The organism is Streptomyces sp. NPDC017676 (assembly GCF_044329325.1).
Lineage (GTDB): Bacteria > Actinomycetota > Actinomycetes > Streptomycetales > Streptomycetaceae > Streptomyces.
Window position 1 is genome coordinate 578,298 of sequence record NZ_JBIRJA010000002.1, and the last position, 19,919, is coordinate 598,216.

At 73.8% G+C, this 19,919-nt stretch carries 16 protein-coding genes; 12 read left to right on the forward strand and 4 right to left on the reverse strand.

Features of this window, described 5'->3' with window-relative positions:
* Nucleotides 1-104: 104 nt before the first annotated feature.
* Nucleotides 105-1,121 (reverse strand): Gfo/Idh/MocA family oxidoreductase, encoded by a 1,017-nt coding sequence (locus tag ACH4LD_RS06755; protein ID WP_132783034.1) that lies wholly within the window; start codon nucleotides 1,119-1,121, stop codon nucleotides 105-107.
* Nucleotides 1,122-1,251: 130 nt separating this feature from the next.
* Here ACH4LD_RS06755 and ACH4LD_RS06760 point away from each other — a divergent pair, with 130 nt between their 5' ends.
* The 8 genes from ACH4LD_RS06760 to ACH4LD_RS06795 all read left to right on the forward strand — a co-directional run bounded on the left by ACH4LD_RS06760 (nucleotide 1,252) and on the right by ACH4LD_RS06795 (nucleotide 12,804).
* Complete coding sequence (locus tag ACH4LD_RS06760) at nucleotides 1,252-1,989, forward strand: GntR family transcriptional regulator (RefSeq protein WP_398054563.1); 738 nt, start codon at nucleotides 1,252-1,254, stop codon at nucleotides 1,987-1,989.
* A gap of 163 nt (nucleotides 1,990-2,152) precedes the next feature.
* Complete coding sequence (locus ACH4LD_RS06765) at nucleotides 2,153-3,157, forward strand: sugar ABC transporter substrate-binding protein (protein WP_132783033.1); 1,005 nt, start codon at nucleotides 2,153-2,155, stop codon at nucleotides 3,155-3,157.
* The gene (locus tag ACH4LD_RS06770; RefSeq protein WP_132783032.1) at nucleotides 3,154-4,197 is read left to right on the forward strand and encodes an ABC transporter permease; all 1,044 of its coding nucleotides are present in this window, start codon (nucleotides 3,154-3,156) and stop codon (nucleotides 4,195-4,197) included. The genes ACH4LD_RS06765 and ACH4LD_RS06770 overlap by 4 nt, the downstream gene beginning before the upstream one ends.
* Nucleotides 4,194-4,964: an ATP-binding cassette domain-containing protein gene (locus tag ACH4LD_RS06775; protein WP_398054223.1), complete on the forward strand. Its 771-nt coding sequence runs from the start codon at nucleotides 4,194-4,196 to the stop codon at nucleotides 4,962-4,964. The genes ACH4LD_RS06770 and ACH4LD_RS06775 overlap by 4 nt, the downstream gene beginning before the upstream one ends.
* 141 nt (nucleotides 4,965-5,105) lie before the next feature.
* Nucleotides 5,106-6,251, forward strand: coding sequence for an ROK family glucokinase (locus ACH4LD_RS06780; RefSeq protein ID WP_365706199.1), 1,146 nt, complete (start codon nucleotides 5,106-5,108; stop codon nucleotides 6,249-6,251).
* Nucleotides 6,248-6,829 carry a sugar kinase gene (locus ACH4LD_RS06785; RefSeq protein ID WP_132783029.1) on the forward strand — a complete coding sequence of 194 codons (582 nt, stop codon included), beginning with the start codon at nucleotides 6,248-6,250 and terminating at the stop codon, nucleotides 6,827-6,829. Before ACH4LD_RS06780 ends, ACH4LD_RS06785 begins: the two co-directional genes overlap by 4 nt.
* 96 nt (nucleotides 6,830-6,925) lie before the next feature.
* Nucleotides 6,926-9,781: a DEAD/DEAH box helicase gene (locus tag ACH4LD_RS06790; RefSeq protein ID WP_398054222.1), complete on the forward strand. Its 2,856-nt coding sequence runs from the start codon at nucleotides 6,926-6,928 to the stop codon at nucleotides 9,779-9,781.
* Nucleotides 9,782-10,587: 806 nt separating this feature from the next.
* Complete coding sequence (locus tag ACH4LD_RS06795) at nucleotides 10,588-12,804, forward strand: SWIM zinc finger family protein (protein ID WP_398054221.1); 2,217 nt, start codon at nucleotides 10,588-10,590, stop codon at nucleotides 12,802-12,804.
* 213 nt (nucleotides 12,805-13,017) lie between these two features.
* Here ACH4LD_RS06795 and ACH4LD_RS06800 read toward each other — a convergent pair whose 3' ends face one another.
* Complete coding sequence (locus tag ACH4LD_RS06800; RefSeq protein ID WP_398054220.1) at nucleotides 13,018-14,250, reverse strand: MFS transporter; 1,233 nt, start codon at nucleotides 14,248-14,250, stop codon at nucleotides 13,018-13,020.
* Between the two features lie 148 nt (nucleotides 14,251-14,398).
* Between ACH4LD_RS06800 and ACH4LD_RS06805 the strand changes: the two genes are divergently transcribed.
* Entirely contained in the window at nucleotides 14,399-14,992 is a 594-nt protein-coding gene (locus ACH4LD_RS06805) for a CGNR zinc finger domain-containing protein (RefSeq protein ID WP_398054219.1), read from the forward strand.
* Between the two features lie 209 nt (nucleotides 14,993-15,201).
* Here ACH4LD_RS06805 and ACH4LD_RS06810 read toward each other — a convergent pair whose 3' ends face one another.
* Entirely contained in the window at nucleotides 15,202-15,882 is a 681-nt protein-coding gene (locus ACH4LD_RS06810) for a ScbR family autoregulator-binding transcription factor (protein WP_398054218.1), read from the reverse strand.
* 142 nt (nucleotides 15,883-16,024) lie between these two features.
* On the opposite strand from ACH4LD_RS06810, the gene ACH4LD_RS06815 reads away from it, so the two are divergent.
* The 3 genes from ACH4LD_RS06815 (at nucleotide 16,025) to ACH4LD_RS06825 (ending at nucleotide 19,201) form a co-directional block, all read left to right on the forward strand.
* Nucleotides 16,025-17,047 (forward strand): ScbA/BarX family gamma-butyrolactone biosynthesis protein, encoded by a 1,023-nt coding sequence (locus ACH4LD_RS06815; RefSeq protein ID WP_398106159.1) that lies wholly within the window; start codon nucleotides 16,025-16,027, stop codon nucleotides 17,045-17,047.
* 214 nt (nucleotides 17,048-17,261) lie between these two features.
* Complete coding sequence (locus ACH4LD_RS06820) at nucleotides 17,262-18,320, forward strand: oxidoreductase (protein ID WP_398054216.1); 1,059 nt, start codon at nucleotides 17,262-17,264, stop codon at nucleotides 18,318-18,320.
* Nucleotides 18,317-19,201, forward strand: a complete 885-nt coding sequence (locus ACH4LD_RS06825) for an HAD family hydrolase (protein ID WP_398054215.1) — start codon at nucleotides 18,317-18,319, stop codon at nucleotides 19,199-19,201. The genes ACH4LD_RS06820 and ACH4LD_RS06825 overlap by 4 nt, the downstream gene beginning before the upstream one ends.
* Here the strand turns inward: ACH4LD_RS06825 and ACH4LD_RS06830 are convergent.
* Nucleotides 19,192-19,818, reverse strand: coding sequence for a TetR family transcriptional regulator (locus ACH4LD_RS06830; RefSeq protein ID WP_398054214.1), 627 nt, complete (start codon nucleotides 19,816-19,818; stop codon nucleotides 19,192-19,194). The genes ACH4LD_RS06825 and ACH4LD_RS06830 overlap by 10 nt on opposite strands.
* Nucleotides 19,819-19,919 lie beyond the last annotated feature (101 nt).

A 19,919-nucleotide genomic window follows, 5' to 3' on the forward strand; every position in this document is an offset into this window, starting at 1 on the left:
CGGGCGCAGGGGGTCTGCACCCCGGTCGCGGTGGCGCGCCCCTCGGGCCCACGGGGGACGTGCCCCGCCGCCCTCGCCCGAACCCGGCGCCGTACCGACCAGCCCTACAGGGTCCCCGTTCCGCCCGGCACCTCGGCCAGTGCCACCGGGCGCCGCTCGCGGCGGGAACGTTCGCAGGCCTCGGCGATCCGCAGGGCCTGGAGCGCCTCGCGGCCGTCGCACGGGTTGGGCCGTTCGCCGCGCACCACCTCCACGAAGGCGTTCAGTTCGGCCTCGTAGGCGGGGCCGAACCGCTCCAGGAAGCCCGCCCACGGCTTGTCCGCGGGCGGCGGACCGGTCGGCTCGGTGGACGCGAGGGGCGTGCGGTCGTCCAGGCCCACCACCACCGTGTCGCGCTCCCCGGCCAGCTCCATGCGGACGTCGTAGCCCGCGCCGTTCATCCGGGTCGCCGTCGCCGTGGCCAGGGTGCCGTCGTCCAGCGTGAGCAGCGCCGCGCCCGTGTCGACGTCCCCCGCCTCCCGGAACATCGCGGGGCCGCGGTCGGAGCCGGCGGCGTACACGTCGGTCACCTCCCGGCCCGTCACCCAGCGCAGCACGTCGAAGTCGTGGATCAGCGTGTCCCGGAACAGCCCGCCGGACAGCGGCAGCCATTCCACCGGCGGCGGGGCCTGGTCGCAGGTCAGGGCCCGTACCGTGTGCAGCCGGCCGAGCCGGCCCGCGCGGACCGCCTCCCGGGCGCCGGCGTAGCCCGCGTCGAACCGCCGCTGGAAGCCCATCTGCAGCACCGTCCCGGCCGTCTCCACCTCGGCCAGCGCGTGCAGCGTGCCCGGCAGGTCCAGCGCGATGGGCTTCTCGCAGAAGACCGGCAGGCCCGAGCGGGCCGCCCGGCCGATGAGCTCGGCGTGGGCCGCCGTCGCCGTGGTGATCACCACCGCGTCCACGCCCCACCGGAAGATCTCGTCGACGCCCGGCGCCGCCGTCTCGCCCAGCCGGTGCGCCAGCGTCTGCGCCCGCGCCGGGTCCGTGTCCGTCAGGATCAGGGACCCGACCTCGCGGTGGCGGCTGAGCGTCCTCGCGTGAAGGGTGCCGATGCGGCCCGTACCGATGACCCCGATGCGCATGGAAACAAAGTGAGGGCCGACCCCGCACGCTGTCAATGCGTATGTCCGGACAACCGGACTACACGACTTCCCGTCAACCGGGCACGGGGCTACGCTCGGGCCCGTGCCGAAACCAGATGTGGACCCGACCGTGTCGCTCGACCTCCGTGTGGACCGTAGCTCCCCGGTGCCGCTGTACTTCCAGCTCTCCCAGCAGCTCGAAGCCGCCATCGAGCACGGCAGCCTCACCCCGGGCAGCCTGCTGGGCAACGAGATCGAGCTGGCCGCGCGGCTCGGGCTGTCCCGGCCGACCGTCCGCCAGGCCATCCAGTCGCTCGTCGACAAGGGCCTCCTCGTGCGGCGCCGCGGTGTGGGCACCCAGGTCGTGCACAGCCAGGTCAAGCGCCCGCTGGAACTGAGCAGCCTCTACGACGACCTGGAGGCGGCCGGCCAGCGCCCCGCGACGAAGGTGCTGGTCAACACGGTCGTCCCGGCCTCCGCCGCGGTCGCCGCCGCGCTCGGCGTCACGGAGGGCGGTGACGTGCACCGCATCGAGCGGCTGCGCCTCGCGCACGGCGAGCCGATGGCGTACCTGATCAACCACCTGCCGCCCGGCCTGCTCGACCTGGACACCGACCAGCTGGAGGCCACCGGCCTGTACCGGCTGATGCGCGCCGCCGGGATCACCCTGCACAGCGCCCGCCAGTCCATCGGCGCCCGCGGCGCGACGGCCACCGAGGCCGAGCGGCTCGGCGAGGCCGAGGGCGCCCCGCTGCTCACCATGCAGCGCACCACCTTCGACGACACCGGCCGCGCGGTGGAGTTCGGCGACCACACCTACCGCCCGAGCCGCTACTCCTTCGAGTTCCAGCTCCTCGTACGCCCCTGAGCGGCCGACCGCCTTCGTCGCAATGTCCGGACAATGCGACCCGTGCGGGCTCCCCGGTCATGTCATGGGTGTTCCCCGTGTTCGATACTGGAGTGTTTGGGGCCGCTGATGCGATCGACGGCCCCTTGCGTCTGTACGAACACGGCAAGAAGGGCACGGCCTCGTGGCACGGTTTCGGACCTGGGTAGGCATAGCGCTGGCGGGGGCACTCTCCGTGTCCCTGGCGGGATGCAGCAGCACCGGAGGCAAACGGGCGGAGGACGCCCGCAAGGCCGCCGCCGCCCAGGGCAGGGCGGCGGTGAACACTCCGCGCTGGACCTTCGCGATGATCACGCACTCGGGGGACGGCGACACCTTCTGGGACATCGTGCAGAGCGGCGCGAAGCAGGCCGCCGTCAAGGACAACATCAACTTCCTGTACTCGCACGACGACGAGGCCCAGCAGCAGGCCCAGCTCGTGGACGCGGCCGTGGACAAGAAGGTCGACGGCATCATCGTCACCCTCGCCAAGCCGGACGCCATGAAGGCCGCCGTGGCCCGTGCCGAGAAGGCCGGCATCCCCGTGATCACCGTGAACTCCGGCTCGGAGGAGTCCAAGGCCTTCGGCGCCCTCACCCACATCGGCCAGGACGAGACCGTCGCCGGCGAGGCCGTCGGCGACGAGCTGAACAAGCGCGGGAAGAAGAAGGCCCTGTGCGTGCTGCACGAGCAGGGCAACGTCGGGCACGAGCAGCGCTGTGACGGCGTCGCCAAGACCTTCCGCGGCACGCTGCGCAAGCTCTACGTCAACGGCACCAACATGCCCGACGTGCAGTCCGCGATCGAGGCCAAGCTCCAGGCCGACAAGTCCATCGACTCCGTCGTCACCCTCGGCGCCCCGTACGCCGACACCGCCGTGAAGGCGCGGACGGACGCGGGCAGCAAGGCCGAGATCGACACCTTCGACCTCAACGCCAAGGTGGCGGCCTCGCTGAAGAACGGCACCCTCGGCTTCGCCGTGGACCAGCAGCCGTACCTCCAGGGCTACCAGGCCGTCGACCTGCTGTGGCTGTACAAGTACAACGGCGACGTCCTCGGCGGCGGCCGGCCGGTGCTGACCGGCCCGCAGATCATCACCAAGGACCAGGCGTCCGCCCTCGCGGAGTACACCGAGCGGGGCACCCGATGAGCGCGGTCACGGACGAGAAACTGCTCGACGAAAGGATTCTGCAGACCTCTCCGCTGCGGAAGCTGCTGGCCCGCCCGGAACTGGGCTCGGTCGTCGGCGCCCTCGCCGTCTTCGTCTTCTTCGCGTTCGCCGCCGACGGCTTCCTGCGCGCCACCAGCCTCAGCACGGTCCTGTACGCCTCCTCGACCATCGGGATCATGGCCGTCCCCGTGGCCCTGCTGATGATCGGCGGCGAGTTCGACCTCTCGGCAGGCGTCCTGGTGACGTCGTCCGCGCTGGTCTCCTCGATGTTCAGCTACCAGATGACGGCGAACACCTGGGTCGGCGTGGGTGTGTCCCTGCTGGTCACGCTGGCCATCGGCGCCTTCAACGGCTTCATGCTCACCCGCACCAAGCTGCCCAGCTTCATCATCACGCTGGGCACCTTCCTGATGCTGACCGGCATGAACCTCGGCTTCACCAAGCTGATCGACGGCACGGTCTCCACCAAGACCATCGCCGACATGGAGGGTTTCACCAGCGCCCACGCCGTCTTCGCCTCGACGATCGGCGTCGGCGGCGTCGACGTCAAGGTCACCATCCTGTGGTGGCTGGGCCTGGTCGCCCTCGCCTCCTGGATCCTGCTGCGCACCCGCACCGGCAACTGGATCTTCGCCGTCGGCGGCAACGAGGACGCGGCCCGCGCGGTCGGCGTCCCGGTCGCCCGCACCAAGATCGGCCTCTACATGGGCGTCGCGTTCGGTGCCTGGATCTCCGGCCAGCACCTGCTCTTCTCCTTCGACGCCGTCCAGTCCGGCGAGGGCGTCGGCAACGAGCTGATCTACATCATCGCGGCCGTCATCGGCGGCTGCCTGATCACCGGCGGTCACGGCAGCGCGGTCGGCTCGGCCGTCGGCGCGCTCCTGTTCGGCATGACCAGCAAGGGCATCGTCTTCGCCGAGTGGAACCCCGACTGGTTCAAGTTCTTCCTCGGAGCGATGCTGCTCCTCGCGACCCTGCTCAACGCCTGGGTCCGCAAGCGCGCGGAGGCCACCACATGACACTCGTCGAGCTGACCGACGTCAGCAAGCACTACGGCACCGTCCGCGCCCTCGAAGGGGTCTCGCTGGAGGTCCACGCGGGTGAGATCACCTGCGTCCTCGGCGACAACGGCGCGGGCAAGTCCACCCTGATCAAGATCGTCGCGGGCCTGCACCGGCACGACGGCGGCACCCTGCGCGTCGAGGGGGAGGAGACGACCCTCTCCTCCCCGCGCGAGGCACTGGACCGGGGCATCGCCACGGTCTACCAGGACCTGGCCGTCGTCCCCCTCATGCCGGTCTGGCGCAACTTCTTCCTCGGCTCCGAGCCCCGCAAGGGCGCCGGCCCCTTCAAGCGCCTGGACACCGACTTCATGCGCCGCACCACCCGCGAGGCACTGCTCCGCATGGGCATCGACCTCCGGGACGTCGACCAGCCCATCGGCACGCTGTCGGGCGGCGAGCGCCAGTGCGTCGCCATCGCGAGGGCGGTCCACTTCGGCGCGAAGGTGCTGGTCCTGGACGAGCCGACGGCGGCACTGGGAGTCAAGCAGTCCGGTGTGGTCCTCAAATATGTGGCGGCGGCACGGGACGAGGGCCTGGGTGTTGTCTTGATCACCCACAACCCGCACCACGCCTACTTGGTGGGCGACCGTTTCGTGTTGTTGAGACGCGGCACCATGGTGGGCCACTACACACGGAACGACATCACGCTCGACGAGTTGACCCAGCAGATGGCCGGGGGATCCGACCTCGACGCTCTCCGCCACGAACTGCAACGGAGCTGAGGGGCGCGGACCTGTGCCGGTGTGCGGCTCCGCCGCGCGGGTGCGGCACACCACGACGCACCCGCGCCCGGCGTCGGACGCGCACCCCTCCCTCCGGCCCCGCGCGGCACCCGGCGTGAGCGTGCGGCACAATCGAGCCCGATGAGCACCTACCGCGACCTCACCGCCCCCATCGGTTCCCGCCGAGCCCCGGTCCTGCGCACCGTGGGCACACGAGAGCGCCGGTCACACCTGACCGCGCCCCGTGTCCCCACCGTCGGCATCGACATCGGCGGCACCAAGGTCATGGCGGGCGTCGTGGACGCCGACGGCAACATCCTGGAGAAGCTCCGCACGGAGACCCCGGACAAGTCCAAGAGCCCCAAGGTCGTAGAGGACACCATCGTCGAGCTGGTGCTGGACCTGTCCGACCGGCACGACGTGCACGCGGTCGGCATCGGCGCGGCCGGCTGGGTCGACGCCGACCGCAACCGCGTCCTGTTCGCCCCCCACCTGTCCTGGCGCAACGAACCGCTGCGCGACCGCCTCGCCAGCCGGCTCTCCGTACCGGTCCTGGTGGACAACGACGCCAACACGGCCGCCTGGGCGGAGTGGCGCTTCGGCGCCGGCCGCGGCGAGGACCACCTGGTCATGATCACGCTCGGCACCGGCATCGGCGGCGCCATCCTGGAGGACGGCCAGGTCAAGCGGGGCAAGTTCGGCGTCGCCGGCGAGTTCGGCCACATGCAGGTCGTTCCCGGCGGACACCGCTGCCCGTGCGGCAACCGCGGCTGCTGGGAGCAGTACAGCTCCGGCAACGCGCTGGTCCGCGAGGCGCGCGAGCTGGCCGCCGCCGACTCGCCGGTCGCCTACGGCATCATCGAGCACGTCAAGGGCAACATCGGCGACATCACCGGCCCGATGATCACCGAGCTGGCCCGCGAGGGCGACGCGATGTGCGTGGAGCTGCTCCAGGACATCGGCCAGTGGCTCGGCGTCGGCATCGCCAACCTCGCCGCCGCCCTCGACCCGTCCTGCTTCGTGATCGGCGGTGGCGTCTCGGCCGCCGACGACCTGCTCATCGGCCCGGCCCGGGACGCCTTCAAACGGCACCTCACCGGCCGCGGCTACCGCCCCGAGGCCCGCATCACCCGCGCCCAGCTCGGCCCCGAGGCGGGCATGGTGGGCGCCGCAGACCTGGCCCGGCTGGTCGCCCGCCGGTTCCGCCGGGCCAAGCGGCGCCGCGTGGAGCGGTACGAGCGCTACGAGCGGTACGCCCAGGCGCGCCGCGACCGGGACACCGCATGACGCCGTCGCTGCCCCACCAGGGCGGCCCCCCGGACGAGCCACAGCGGCCCGCCGAGGACCCGCGCCACAAGGCCAGGCGCCGGGCGCTCACCCTGCTGATCATCGTCCTCCTCATCGGCGTCCCGGCGGGCTACCTGGTGATCTCCGCGAACCAGAGCCGCGACAGCGGCAAGGACAAGGAGGCGAAGTACTCGGCGACCGGTCTCACCCCGGGGTGGCCGTCGAAGGTGCAGCGCCGTCTCTACCAGGTGACCGTGCCGCACCCCGCCGACGACGTCGCCTACTACGAGACGAACAACTGGAAGACCAGCCGCCTCTACGTGCAGTTCCGCACCAACCCCGCCGGTCTGGACAGCTTCCTGGAGGCCATGGGCGTACGCCGGGACCAGCTGGAGAAGGACGACATCGCCATCGGCGAACGCGACCGCAAGGTCAGCGGCTGGACCTTCGGCGGCAGCGGCCCCTGGTGGGGCCTCACCCACGAGCAGAAGAACCCGGCGCCGACCCAGGACGTGGTCGTCAACCTGTCCGACCCGGAGTATCCGATGGTGTTCGTGGTCTCCCGCACGGTCCCGTAGCGACGGCCGGCACCCGCCGCCGGAGCCGAGTGTCAGACCCCGCCCGTAGAGTCGAAGACGTCTGATCCGACACACGGGCGGGAGGTGGCAGGACGTATGAGCGGCACGGCTGCGCTGGCCGAGCGAGCGGGGGGTCCCCGGGAGACGGGGACCGGGCACCCGGTCCCGGCGCGCCTCGCGTCCGTCTACCTGCCCGCGCCCCTGCCCCGTCAGGGACGCCTCGCCTTCTGGGACCCCGCCGGCGACCCGCTGCCCACCGCGAGCGGGGGCGACCCCGAGGAGCTGACGGTCGTACGACGGCACGGCGCCGGTGTGCGCCGCCGGCAGGTCCCCGCGCTGACCCTGCCCCTCGCCGAGGCGCTGCCGCTGCTGGTCGGCGCCCGGCGCGACCCGGCCGCCCACCCGGCCACCGCCTGCTGGGGCGCCGCCGCCCTGCACGCGCTGCGGCTCGTCGCCCGCGGCCGGCTGCTGCCGGGCCTGACCCCGGCCGGCCACGACGCCTGGCGCGCCGGCCCGCTGGAACCCGACGACATCGCCCACCTGCGCGCCATCGCCGCGGCCCTGCCCCCGGAGGGCCACGCCGTTCCCCTCCCCGGCCCGGGCGCCCTCCGGCTGCCCGAGCCCGAGGCCCTCATCCGCTCCTTCCTGGACGCGGTCGCCGACACCCTGCCGCGCACCCCCGCCGCCCCGTACACCGCCGGCCGGCCCTTCGCCGCCCGTGAACCCCAGAGCCTGCCCGCGGCGCACGAGTGGGCGGCCGAGGTCGCCGCCGGGATGGACGCGGGCGTCCGCGTCTCGCTCCGCCTGGACCTCTCCGCCTACGACGTCTTCGACGCCGGCGCGAGCGAGGGCGCCCGCGCCGCCGGAGCGGCCGTCGTGCAGGTGCACAGCCTCGCCGACCCCACCCTGGTGGCCGACGCGGCGGCCCTGTGGGCGGGCGAGGCGGACGAGGCGTTCGGGCCCCGCGCGCGCGTCGACGCGGCCCTCGCCGTGCGACGCGCCGCCCGGGTGTGGCCGCCCCTGGACCGCCTCGCCGAGCAGGACGTCCCCGACGTCCTCGCCCTGTCCGAGGAGGAGCTGGGCGAGCTGCTCGGCGTGGCCGCCTCCCGGCTCGCGGCCGCCGGGGTCGCCGTGCACTGGCCCCGGGACCTCGCCCGCGACCTGACCGCCACCGCCGTGGTCCGCCCGGCGCCCGGCTCGGCGACCGACGGCACCGGCTTCTTCGAGAGCGAGGACCTGCTCCGGTTCCGCTGGCAGCTCGCCCTCGGCGGCGACCCGCTCAGCGAGGCCGAGATGGACGCCCTCGCCGAGGCCCACCGCCCGGTGGTACGGCTCCGGGACCGCTGGGTACTGGTCGATCCCGCACTCGTCCGCAAGGCCCGCACACGTGAACTCGGCCTGCTCGACCCGGTCGACGCGCTCGCCGTCGCCCTCACCGGCACCGCCGAGGTCGACGGCGAGACCGTCGAGGCCGTCCCCGCCGGCGCGCTGGCCACCCTCCGCGACCGCCTCACCGCCGGCCTGCGCCCCGCCGACCCGCCCCCCGGCCTGCGCGCCACCCTCCGCGACTACCAGCTCCGCGGCCTGGCCTGGCTCGACCTGATGACCTCCCTCGGCCTCGGCGGCTGCCTCGCCGACGACATGGGCCTCGGCAAGACCGTCACCCTCATCGCCCTGCATCTGAAGCGGGCCCGCACCGAGCCGACCCTCGTCGTCTGTCCGGCCAGCCTCCTCGGCAACTGGCAGCGGGAGATCACCCGGTTCGCGCCCGGCGTCCCCGTCCGCCGCTTCCACGGCCCCGAACGCACCCTGGACGGTGTGGACGGCGGCTTCGTCCTCACCACGTACGGAACGATGCGCTCCACGGCGGCCCTCCTCGCCGAACAGCCCTGGGGCATGGTCGTCGCCGACGAGGCCCAGCACGTGAAGAACCCCTACTCGGCCACCGCCAAGGCACTGCGCACCATCCCGTCCCCCGCGCGCGTGGCGCTGACCGGCACTCCCGTGGAGAACAACCTCTCCGAACTGTGGGCCCTGCTCGACTGGACCACTCCCGGACTCCTCGGCCCGCTGAAGTCCTTCCGCGCGCGGCACGCGCGGGCGGTGGAGAACGGGGAGGACGAGGAAGCGGTGCAGCGCCTGGCCCGACTGGTCCGCCCCTTCCTCCTGCGCCGCAAGAAGTCCGACCCCGGCATCGTGCCCGAGCTGCCGCCCAAGACGGAGACGGACCACCCGGTGCCGCTCACCCGGGAACAGGCCGCGCTGTACGAGGCGGTGGTGCGCGAGTCGATGCTGGCCATCGAGACGGCGCAGGGCATGGCCCGCCGCGGCCTGGTGCTGAAGCTCCTCGGCGCCCTGAAGCAGATCTGCGACCACCCGGCTCTCTATCTGAAGGAGGACCCGCGCCCCGACCGCCTGGCCGCCCGCTCCGGCAAACTCGCCCTCCTGGACGAGCTGCTGGACACCCTGCTCGTCGAGGACGGCTCGGCGCTCGTCTTCACCCAGTACGTCGGCATGGCCCGCCTCCTCACCGCCCACCTGTCCGCCCGCGCGATCCCCGTCGACCTGCTGCACGGCGGCACACCGGTGCCGGAGCGCGAACGCATGGTGGACCGCTTCCAGGACGGCGGCACACCGGTGCTGGTGCTGTCCCTGAAGGCCGCCGGCACCGGCCTGAACCTCACCCGCGCCGGCCATGTCATCCACTTCGACCGCTGGTGGAACCCGGCCGTGGAGGAACAGGCCACCGACCGCGCGTACCGCATCGGCCAGACCCAGCCGGTGCAGGTCCACCGCCTGGTCACCGAGGGCACGGTGGAGGACCGCATCGCCGAGATGCTCGCGTCCAAGCGCGCCCTGGCCGACGCGATCCTGGGCTCCGGCGAGGCGGCCCTCACGGAGCTGACCGACCGCGAACTCTCCGACCTCGTCTCCCTGCGGAGGATCCCATGACGCCCCCGCCCCGCCCCGGCGACGCCGCCCGCCGGGCCCTCCGCGCGGCCCGCGAGCGAGCGGAGGCCGACCGGGCACGCACGGCGGGACCGACGGGGGACACCTCTCAGGAGACGGCCGCCGAGCCGGGCGCCGAGACGGGCGCCGAGACGGGCGCCGAGACGGCCGCGGGGCCGCGCGACTTCATCGTGGAGGCGACGACTCACTCGGGGAGCGGGGACGGGACGGAGCCCGGGGTGGGAGTGGGACCCTCCGACGGCGGGTCGAGGCCTGGTGGCGGGTCGAGGCCTGGCGGCGGGGTGCCGTCTGGTGGCGAGAGCGAGCTGGGGGGCGTGCCGCAGGCGGTGCCTGGCGCTGGTGGTCGGGGGGAGTTGGGTGGTGCGGTGCCGTCCGGGGGTGAGGGGGAGCCGGTTGATGGGGGGCCGACCGGGGTTGAGGGGGAACCGGGGGACCTGCCGCACGGTGCGCTTGTTGCTGGTGGCCGGGCCGAGCCGGGTGATGCGGTGCCGTCCGAGGACGAGAGCGAGCCGACTGATGGGGGGCGGGCCGGGCTTGCCGGCGCTCCAGGGGGCAGGCCCGGCGATGTGGCGCGCGCGGCTCTGAGGGCCGCCGTCGCCACGCGCCGGGGTCAGGGCGTGCCGCCGACGGCCGCCGGCCCGGCAGCGGTGGCTGATGCCGACGGCCCGGTGGCGGAGGGAGACCGTGCGGAGGCCGCACGTCCTGCGGCGGGGCCCGGGCGGGGAGCGGGCGCGGCTCACGCTGGTGCCGCTGACGCGGGTGCGGAGGATGCGGGACCGGCCGGTGCCATGGGCAGGCGTCCCGGTGATGTCGCTCGGCAGGCGCTGCGGGCGGCCCGGCGCGAAGCGGAAGCGCTGCGCGCGCAGACGGCGGAACCCGGGCGTGAGCGGCGGACACCAGGGCGTTCCGCCACCGCCACGCCGGGCACCTCGCCCGCACCGGGGCGGCGGACCTCGGCCGCCAGGGCCAAGGCCGCGCAGGACATGCGGCACTACCTGGCGACCGCCTTCCGCATGCCCACGTGGGAGGAGACCGTCGAGGAGCCGGAGGAACACGACCCGACCAAGCCGACCGAGCCGGCTCCGTCGACGTCGGCGTCAGCAGCGTCGCCCTCGGGGTCCGAGCCTGCGTACCCGGTCTCCGCCGCCCAGGCCCCTGTCCCCGCACCAGAGCCTTCGGCTGCTGCACCCGAGTCCTCGGCCCCCGCCCCTTCGCCCGAAGTCGGCGGCACCACTCCCAAGGACCCGTTGACCGGTTCGGCGTCCCCGGACCCCGCCTCCGAGCCGGTCTCCGCACCCTCCGCGACGGGGGTGCCCGTCGCCCCCGCCGAGGCGTCCCGACCCACCCCCTCGGCCCTGTCCGCCCCGAAGCCCACGCCTGCGCCTTCGGCAGACACGCCCGCCCGCCCCGCCCCGGCCGGGCCGTTCGCCCGCTGGACCCCGGCCGCCCGGCCCACCCCGGCTGGGGGCGCCTCGGTGCAGGCCGGCCCGTCCGAGCCCTCCACGACAGGCACCCCGCCCACCCCGGCTGGGGGTGCCTCGGTGCAGGCGGGCCCGGCTGAGCGTCCCGCGCATCGCGCGACCGGCGCTTCTCCCACCCCGGCTGGCGGTGCCTCGGCACAGGCCGGCCCGTCCGAGCCCTCCACGACAGGCACCCCGCCCGGCCCGGCAGGGTCCTCCGCGCACCACGCGATCGGTACCCGTCCCACCCCCGCCGCCCCGCGCGTACCGACGACCATGGCCACCCCGCACCGTGACACCGAACTCCGCCGTACCTTCCCGGCGTTCGCCCCGCGTGAGACCGGTGGGAACGGGCCGTTCGCCGGGACCTGGTGGGGCAACGCCTGGGTCGGGGCGTTGGAGCAGGGCGCGTTGGACGTGAAGCGGCTGGCGCGGGGGCGGGGGTACGCGGACCAGGGGCATGTGGACGCGATCACCGTCACCCCGGGGCTCGTGCTGGCGTACGTGCGCGGAAGCCGGCCCCGGCCGTACCGCGTGCAGGTGCGGTTGCGGACGCTGGAGGACGAGGACTGGGAGAGGTTCCTGGACGCGGCGGCCGACCGGCCGGGGAACATCGCGGCGCTGCTCGACAAGGAGTTGCCCCAGTCGCTCGCCGACTGCGGGGTGCCCCTGCTGCCCGGCCCCGGCGACCTCGCCCCCCGTTGCAGCTGCCCGGACGCCGGCCACCCCTGCAAGCACGCCGCCGCCCTCTGCTACCAGACGGCCCGTCTGCTCGACGCCGACCCCTTCGTGCTGCTCCTGCTGCGCGGCCGGGGCGAGAAGGAACTGCTCGACGCGCTGTCCCGGCGCAGTGCCGCCCGAGCCGCCCGCGCCGCCCAGGAACGGCAGCCGCAGGCGCTGCCGGGCGTCAGTGCCGCCGACGCCCTCGCTCCGCGCGAACTCCCGCCTCCGCCCCCGCCGTTGCCGGTGCCCCCGCACCCCGAGCAGCCCCCGGCGTACCCGTCGGCGCCCGGCGGCCCCGACCCCTTCGCGCTGGACCAGTTGGCGACCGACGCCGCCGCCCGCGCCCATGCCCTGCTCGCCACCGGACGCGACCCGGTCGGTGAACTGACTCTGTGGCAGGACGCGGTACGGCTCGCCGCGGCCCGCCCCGGTTCCGGGCTGACCGCGGCCACCCGCACGCTGTACGCCACGCTCGCCGACGCCGCCCAGCGCACCCCGGCCGATCTCGCGCGTGCCGTCGCGGCCTGGCGGCAGGGCGGCTCGGCGGGGCTGGCCGCGCTGGAGGAGCCGTGGGACCCGCCGGCCGGCCGCTTCGACCGGGCCCGGCCGCTGCTGCTCGCCGCCGACCTGCCGGCGTTCCGGCCCTGGCGCAACCGCCTCACCCACCCCCGCGGCCACGTCCAGCTCCGCCTGGGCCGCGACGGTCTGTGGTACGCCTATGAGTCGGATCCCGGCCAGGACGACTGGTGGCCCCGCGGCACCCCGGACCTCGACCCGGTCGGCGCCCTGACCGGCCTCGGCAGACCGGACGACGCGGTGTGAGCAACCCCCGCCGTTCTGAGGTGCGTTGCCGCAAGGCCGTATCCGACTGCGGAGCACCGCCACTCCGGTGCCGCGACCTCGGCTCAAGAGCCGGCGGTCCTCGTCGGCAGACCGGACGACGCGGTCTTAGCAACCTCCGCCGGTCTCAGGGGCGTCGCCGCAAGGCCGTATCCGACTGCGGAGCACCGCCACTCCGGTGCCGCGACCTCGGCCTCAGGGGCCGGCGGTCCCCGTCTTCCGGCGTCGGCCGTATGTCAGATGCAGTACATGCCGGCCCAGAGCGACCGCGTTGATCAGGAGGACCGCGGTCATCGCCGTGGCCCACCCGAAGTGGCGGTACAGGGTGACGCCCGCCCATGACCCCAGGCTGCCGCCGAGGAAGACACAGGTCATGTAGGTCGTGTTGAGCCGGCTCCGGGCGTCGGGGCGCACGGTGAAGATGCGGGTCTGGTTGGCCACCTGCCCGGACTGGAGGGCGACGTCCAGCACGAGCATCCCGGCGATCAGCGCCGTCATACCGGCCGCGCCGCCCGCCGACGAGGGCAGCAGGACGACGGGGGCCGCCAGCGCGCCGAGCAGACACCACAGGCTCATGCGGTCGGTCCCGTGCCGGTCGATGAGCCGGCCCGCGAACGGGGTCGACAGGACGCTGCCGGCCCCCACCAGGGCGACGAGTCCGACGGCCTCGGTACCGAGGTGGTAGGCGGGCCCGGTCATGAGCAGGGGCACCAGCGTCCAGGAGGCGCTGAATCCGGCGAAAACCAGGGCCTGGTAGAGGCAGGAGCGGCGCAGTTCGGGGACCGTGCGCAGCAGCTCGGCGGGCGCCTTCAGCAGGTCGAGGTAGGCGGGCGCGCCAGCCGGCCGGTGGGCGGGGACGAGACTGGGCACGACGGCGGCGAGGATCAGGACGAGGGCGCCGGCCAGGAGGTAGGGTGCGCGCCAGCCCAGCCAGCCGCCCAGGCCGCCGCCGAACGCCCGGGCGAGCAGGATGCCCAGGGTGAGACCGCTGAGCAGGATGCCGGTCGCCGTGCCGCGCCGGTGCTCGGGGACGAGACCGGCGGCCAGCGGGATGATGATCTGCGGTACCACGGTGGTCGTCCCGACCAGCACGCTGGCGACGGTCAGGACGAGCGGCGTCGTCGCGGTACCGGCGACGAGGAGTCCCGCCCCGGTGAGGGCGAGCAGGACGGCGAGCAGTCGGCGCCAGGGGAGGCGGTCGCCGAGCGGGACGAGGAGGAAGATGCCCGCCGCGTAACCGAACTGGCCGGCCGTCACGACGAGCGCGGCCGCTCCGGACGATATGTGGAAGTCGTCGGCGATGAGCGGGGTGAGGGCCTGCGGGAAGTAGATGTTGGCGACGCTGACACCGCAGGTGAGGGACAGCAGGGCCAGGAGCCGGCCGGGTAACCGGGTCGTGGTGGTGGCGGGTGCGGAGGTGACGGACACGAGAAGCCCCAAGAGGAGACGCGGAAACGAGGAGACGCGGAAGTGAAAAGACGCGGAAGACCGACAGGGTGCGAGAACCGGTTTAAGTGGTTCCCTCAGGGTTCCTCAAGGTACCAGTCAAACCGGTGCCGTCAGTAGGCTTGCCGGTATGAACAGGCCCGGTTCGATCGTCTTCCGGCAGGGCGCGGGGCGTCTCAGCCTCGACTTCCTGCGCACCCTGCGGTACCGCGGTGACGCCGATGAGGTGGAGGAACTGCGCACACCTCGCGAGCTGTTGGCATGGGCCGAACAGTGCTGCGCCTGCGCCCCGGCGGAGGGATCGCGGCCGGTGCGCCAGGAGGACGTGAACCGCGCGCGCGAGGCGCGCGAGGTGCTGTACGACCTGCTGGCGGACAGGCTGGGCGGCACGGGCCCGGTCCAGGTGCCCCAGGAGGTTCGCGCCCGTCTCAACGCATGGGCGTCCGCGCCCACACCGGTGCCCCACCTCGACGCGGCCGGCCGGCTGAGCCGGCAGGCCGACGATGTCGTCGCTGCGGTGCTGTCCCTGGTGGCGCGGGACGTGCTGGACCTCGTCACCTCCCCGGCGATGGGGCGCGTACGCCGTTGCGGCGGTCCGCGTTGCGGGGCCCTGTTCCTCGACAACTCCCGCCCCGGAAGCCGCCGCTGGTGCTCGATGGGCGCGTGCGGCAACCAGGAGAAGAAGCGCGCGAGACGGGAGCGCACGGCACCGGTCTCCGGCTGATCCGCGCACGGCACCGGCCTCCGGTTGACCCGCGCACGGCACCGGCCTCCGGTTGACCCGCGCACGGCACCGGCCTCCGGTTGACCCGCGCACGGCACCGGCCTCCGGTTGACCCGCGCACCGCACCGGCCTCCGGTTGACCCGCGCATGGCACCGGGCCCCGGCTGACTCCGCGGACGGCACCGGCGTACGCCTGACTCCTCAGCGGTTCACGCGGACGTCTGCTCCAGCAGGAACGGGCTGACGTGCCGCGGATCCCTGGTGCAGGGGACCACCGCGTGCAGCACCTCCACGGTCCGCTCGATGATGTCCTCCCGGTCGTGCAGGACCCAGGACATGTGCTGGGCACCGAAGAACGCGGAGACCAGCACCCGGGCCAGCGTCGCGGGCGGGGTCTCGTGCTCCAGTTCCCCGGCGGCCAGCGCGCTGCGGAACCAGGACGTGATCAGCGCGGTGTAGTCCTGGAACGGGATGGGCAGGTCGACGTCGATCAGCCCCCGCTCTATCTGGAGCCGTGCCCCGGCCTTCATCATCGGCTCGTCCCGCAGCGCCGCCGCCGTGCGCAGCAGAAGTTCCGCCACCGAGGCGACCGGCGGCAGCTCCAGATCGGCGACGGCGTCGGAGATGGCGGGCAGCCGCTTGTAGAACTCGGTGGTCACCGCGAGGGCCAGTGCCTCCTTGTTGGTGAAGTGGAAGTACACGGCTCCCTTGGTCATGCCGGACAGTTCGGCGACATCGAGCATCGTCACGGCCGGGTAGCCCCGCCCGGCGAACGCCCGGGCCGCGGCCAGCAGGATGTTCCCCCGCGAGCGGATGGCACGCTCCTGCTTGAGCTCCTTGCGCTGTGCCGTCGGGCCGTGGCCGGCGGTCGTGTCGTGGGGGTCTTTCATCTGACGTCTCCAATGCCTAGGGGTCCCTCTTCCGCTGCGCGCCGGCGAGACGTTCTTTGCCAGGGAATAAACCTTCCCAAAGGTAGGTTTGATGTGGGGGGTTGGCCGTTCGGCCGTCTCAGACGCAACCGGGGGAGTATGCATGAGCGAGGTGCAGCAGGGTAACGCAGGCGCACGGAATCGCCCTGGCGGGCATGCGGGGCGACTCACCTTCCAACGGACCGTTCCGCGCCACCTGGTGCACCGGGCGTCCGTGGCGGAGGTGTTCCTCACGGACGCGCTGGCGCTCGGTGACGACCGCTTCCTGGTCGGCGCGCAGTGGCCGCGTGATCACGCTCTCTACCACCCTGACGTACTCGGGCACAGCGATCCGCTGCTCGCCGCCGAGACCGTCCGTCAGGCACTCGTCTACCTCGCGCACTGGCACTACGCGATACCGCTGGACCGGCGGTTCGTCGGCCGGCGCATGGAACTGGACATCACGGAACCGCAGGCGCTGCGGGTCACCAAGCAGCCGCTGCCCGTCGTGCTGGAAGCACGCTGGGAGTGGGTGGACAGCCGGCCGCCGCACCGCCACGGCATGCGGCTGGAGGCCGAACTGGCCGTGGACGGCCGCAAGATCGGCCGGGGGAGCCTCCAGGTCGTCGCCCTGGACGAGCGCCGTTACTCCGTGCTGAGACGGCGAACAGGCGGCAGCGGTACGGTGATTCCCGCGCAGCGGCGCCGGGCGCTCACCCTGCCCGCCGCCCAGGTCGGCCGGCTGCGCGGCAAGGACAGCGTGCTGGCCGCGACCGGGCGGGCCGGTGAATGGGAGCTCCACGCCGACCTCGACCACGCCGTCCTCTTCGACCATCCCACGGATCATGTCCCGCTGATGGTCCTGTTGGAAGGGGTGCGGCAGCTCGGGCACGTGGTGACCAGCGGCCACGGCGCGAGCGGAGGCCGGCCCTCCGTCACCTCCCAGCTCACCTCCCTGACCGTCGACTGCCTCGCCTTCGCGGAGCTGGACTCGCCGGTCCGGCTCAGGGTCACCGACGACCGCACCACCGCCCGCGGGGGCCGGCACCTGGCCATCGACGCCGCCCAGGACGACCGTGGCGTCGCCGCGATCACGGGGCGCTGGCACCACGCCGGCACGCACGTGCCGTCCGACAGCCCTCGATAGCCCCGTCCGGCCACCCCCGTCAGGAAACAGCGCCATGCATACCGATCAGCAGACCTGCGACAACACACCGATACCGCGGTCGACGACTGCTTCCGGACGTCCCGGTGACGCGCCGGCCGTCCCGGAGGTGCCCCAACCCCTCGCGCCCGCCGTCGGGTTGGACGCCGTACGGACAACCGGACTGAACTGGGAGGGAGTTGAGCGCGCCGCTCGCGTGGCCGCGCGACTGGCCCCGGACGCACACGCCCGGCGCAGCCTCCACGAGGAGACGCTGTGCGCTCTGGACGAGGCCGGGTTCGCCCGGCACTTCGTTCCCGTCCGGTGGGGCGGCGGCAGCGGCACGTTCCGCGAACTGCTGCACGCCAGCGCCGCGTTGGCCGAGAGCTGCGCGTCCACCGCCTGGTGCGGCATGCTCTGGGCGACGCACGGCCGGTTCGCCGCGCGCCTCCCGCTGCCGGCGCAGCGGGAGGTGTGGGACGCGGGTCCGGACACCCGGATCGCCGCGGGTCTGCGGCCGTCGTCCGGCCGGGCCCGGAAGGCGTCCCGGGGATGGCTGGTCGAGGGCCGCTGGCCGGTGGTCAGCGGCGCGCACCACGCCGCGTGGCTGCTGCTGGTCGCGCCGGAGGACGAGGGCGGTCCGGCCCGGGTCTTCGCCGTGCCGGGCGACGCGGTCGCCGTGAGCGACACCTGGAACGCGGCCGGGTTGCGCGCCACCGGCAGCCACCGCGTCACGCTCAGCGAGACGTTCGTGCCCGAGCACCGGAGCCTGCCGCTGTCCGCCCTGCTGGAGGCGCGCGAGGACCGGGACGGGGCGCGGTGCCACACGGCCCCGGCCCATCTGGCCGGTCAGCTCCTGATGTGCGCCCCGGCCCTGGGCGCCGCCAGAGCGGCGCTGCGCGCGTGGACGCGCCAGGTCCGGCCGGGGCTGGAGGCGCCGCAGCAGGCCCCCCGCCGCCTCGGCCTGGCCCGCGTCAGCGCGGACATCGACGCGGTCGAACTGCTGCTGGACGCCGCCGCCCGCCGCGCCGACTCCGACCCCGTCACTCCCGGGACGGTGGCCCGTAACCAACGGGACGCGGCCGTCTCCGCGCAGCGCCTGGCCGACGCGGTGTCGTCCCTCACGCTGGCCGAGACCTCCCCGCCGCACGCCCTCGACGGCGAGTTCCGGCGCAGCTGCGACGACGTACGGACGGTCACCACACACGGCGCCCTGAGCCTCGACGCGGCAGCCACCGCCTATGCCGCGGGCCTGCCGGCCGGTGAGCGTCCATGAGGGGCACCCGCCGCGCCGCGTCCCTGGGCACCGGCTCCGCCGTGTCCCCGGGCACCCGCCGCGCCGCCCCGGGCACCCACCGCGCCGCGTCCCCGGGCACCAGCTCCACCGCGTCCCCGGGCGCGAGCCCCGCCGTGTCCCCAGGCACCCACCGCGCCGCGTCCCCAGGCACCCGCTCCGCCGTCTCCCCGGACGTGGCCGAGAGCCGTCCGGCGAGCATCGTCTTCAGTGACGTCGACGAGACGCTGATCGCGTGCAAGAGCCTGTTCGACTTCATGGACCACTACTTCCTCGGCGGGCCCCGGGCACACCGCGCGGAGGACACGCGCCGCGCCGTCGCACGGCTGCTCGCCGCCGGCGGCGGTCGCGTAGAGGCCAACCGGCTCTACTACCGGGTGTGGAGCGGCGAGGCGGTGACCGACGTCGAGGCGGCGGCGAACCGCTGGGCGGCCGACCGGCGGCGCGACCACCGGCTCTTCCTGAAGGCCACCCGCGCCGCCCTGCTGCGGCACCGCGCGCGGGGCTCGCTGCTGGTGCTGGTGTCCGGCTCGTTCCCCGCTCTGCTGGCGCCGATAGCGTCAGAGGTGGGAGCGGACCACCTGCTGTGCAGCCGCCCCGAGATCCGCGACGGCCGCTACACCGGGGAGCTGGTCGGTGAGCCGGTCATCGGCGCGGGCAAGCGGCGGGCCGTGGAGGAGGTCTTCCGCCGCTATCCGCACGTCTCGCCCGCCGTCTGCCACGCGTACGGTGACCACATCAGCGACCTGCCGATGCTCAAGGCCGTGGGACACCCGGTGGTGGTGGGGGACGACCCGGAGCTGATCCGGGCCCTGCCGGGCGCGCACCGCCTGCCCGCCCGGCAGGGCCCCGGTCACCGCTGACCGCACAGGGCGGGCAGGGAGGGCGGAGCGGCCTCGGCGCCCTCGCCGCCGCGCACGACCTGCTGCCACAGGGCGCACACCGCGTCACCGAACCGGCCCGTGCCGCACGCGGGGGTGGTGTAGTAGACGCCGTACATGAGGACCAGCAGCAGCTGCCCGAGCCATTCGGGATCCTGCAACCCCGCCGAGCGCCCCTGCCGTTGGGCCTCGGCCGCCAGCCCCAGCACGCAGCTGCTGAAGTCCAGGGCGAAGCGGGGGAGCCGGCCGTGGGTGCGGGCGTCCTCGCTGGCCAGGTGGAACCCGGCGCGGAAGCGGAGATCCGCCTGGAGCCGCCCGGCGAGCGCGTCCGTGATGAGGCGCAGCCGCTCCGCCGGTGACAGGTCGGTCCGTCCGGCCTGCGCCAGCAGTTCGCGCCAGGTGGTCTCGAACGGCGCGATCAGCGCGTTCGCCAGCAGGCGCTTCGATGTGAAGTGCGCGTACAGCGCTCCCTTGGTCAGGTTGGCCTCCTCGGCCACGCGCTGCAGGTTGGCCCCCACATAGCCGTGGCGGACGAACTCCGCGGCCGCCGTGTCCAGCAGCAGCTCATGGGTCCTTCGTGCTCTGTCCTGCTTGACCACAGCGCCCCTTCGGCATCGGTACGAAGAACAAACCATCATTACGGAATTTTTTCCCAGCGGGGCAGGGCCGACAAGCGGAAGGGCGCGAGCTGTCCGAAACC

Coding starts and splice junctions, on each gene's coding strand:
- ACH4LD_RS06755 (WP_132783034.1), bottom strand. CDS start 1,121: ATGCGCATCGGGGTCATCGGTACGGGCCGCATCGGCACCCTTCACGCG.
- ACH4LD_RS06770 (WP_132783032.1), top strand. CDS start 3,154: ATGAGCGCGGTCACGGACGAGAAACTGCTCGACGAAAGGATTCTGCAG.
- ACH4LD_RS06775 (WP_398054223.1), top strand. CDS start 4,194: ATGACACTCGTCGAGCTGACCGACGTCAGCAAGCACTACGGCACCGTC.
- ACH4LD_RS06780 (WP_365706199.1), top strand. CDS start 5,106: ATGAGCACCTACCGCGACCTCACCGCCCCCATCGGTTCCCGCCGAGCC.
- ACH4LD_RS06785 (WP_132783029.1), top strand. CDS start 6,248: ATGACGCCGTCGCTGCCCCACCAGGGCGGCCCCCCGGACGAGCCACAG.
- ACH4LD_RS06790 (WP_398054222.1), top strand. CDS start 6,926: ATGAGCGGCACGGCTGCGCTGGCCGAGCGAGCGGGGGGTCCCCGGGAG.
- ACH4LD_RS06795 (WP_398054221.1), top strand. CDS start 10,588: ATGGGCAGGCGTCCCGGTGATGTCGCTCGGCAGGCGCTGCGGGCGGCC.
- ACH4LD_RS06805 (WP_398054219.1), top strand. CDS start 14,399: ATGAACAGGCCCGGTTCGATCGTCTTCCGGCAGGGCGCGGGGCGTCTC.
- ACH4LD_RS06810 (WP_398054218.1), bottom strand. CDS start 15,882: ATGAAAGACCCCCACGACACGACCGCCGGCCACGGCCCGACGGCACAG.
- ACH4LD_RS06815 (WP_398106159.1), top strand. CDS start 16,025: ATGAGCGAGGTGCAGCAGGGTAACGCAGGCGCACGGAATCGCCCTGGC.
- ACH4LD_RS06825 (WP_398054215.1), top strand. CDS start 18,317: ATGAGGGGCACCCGCCGCGCCGCGTCCCTGGGCACCGGCTCCGCCGTG.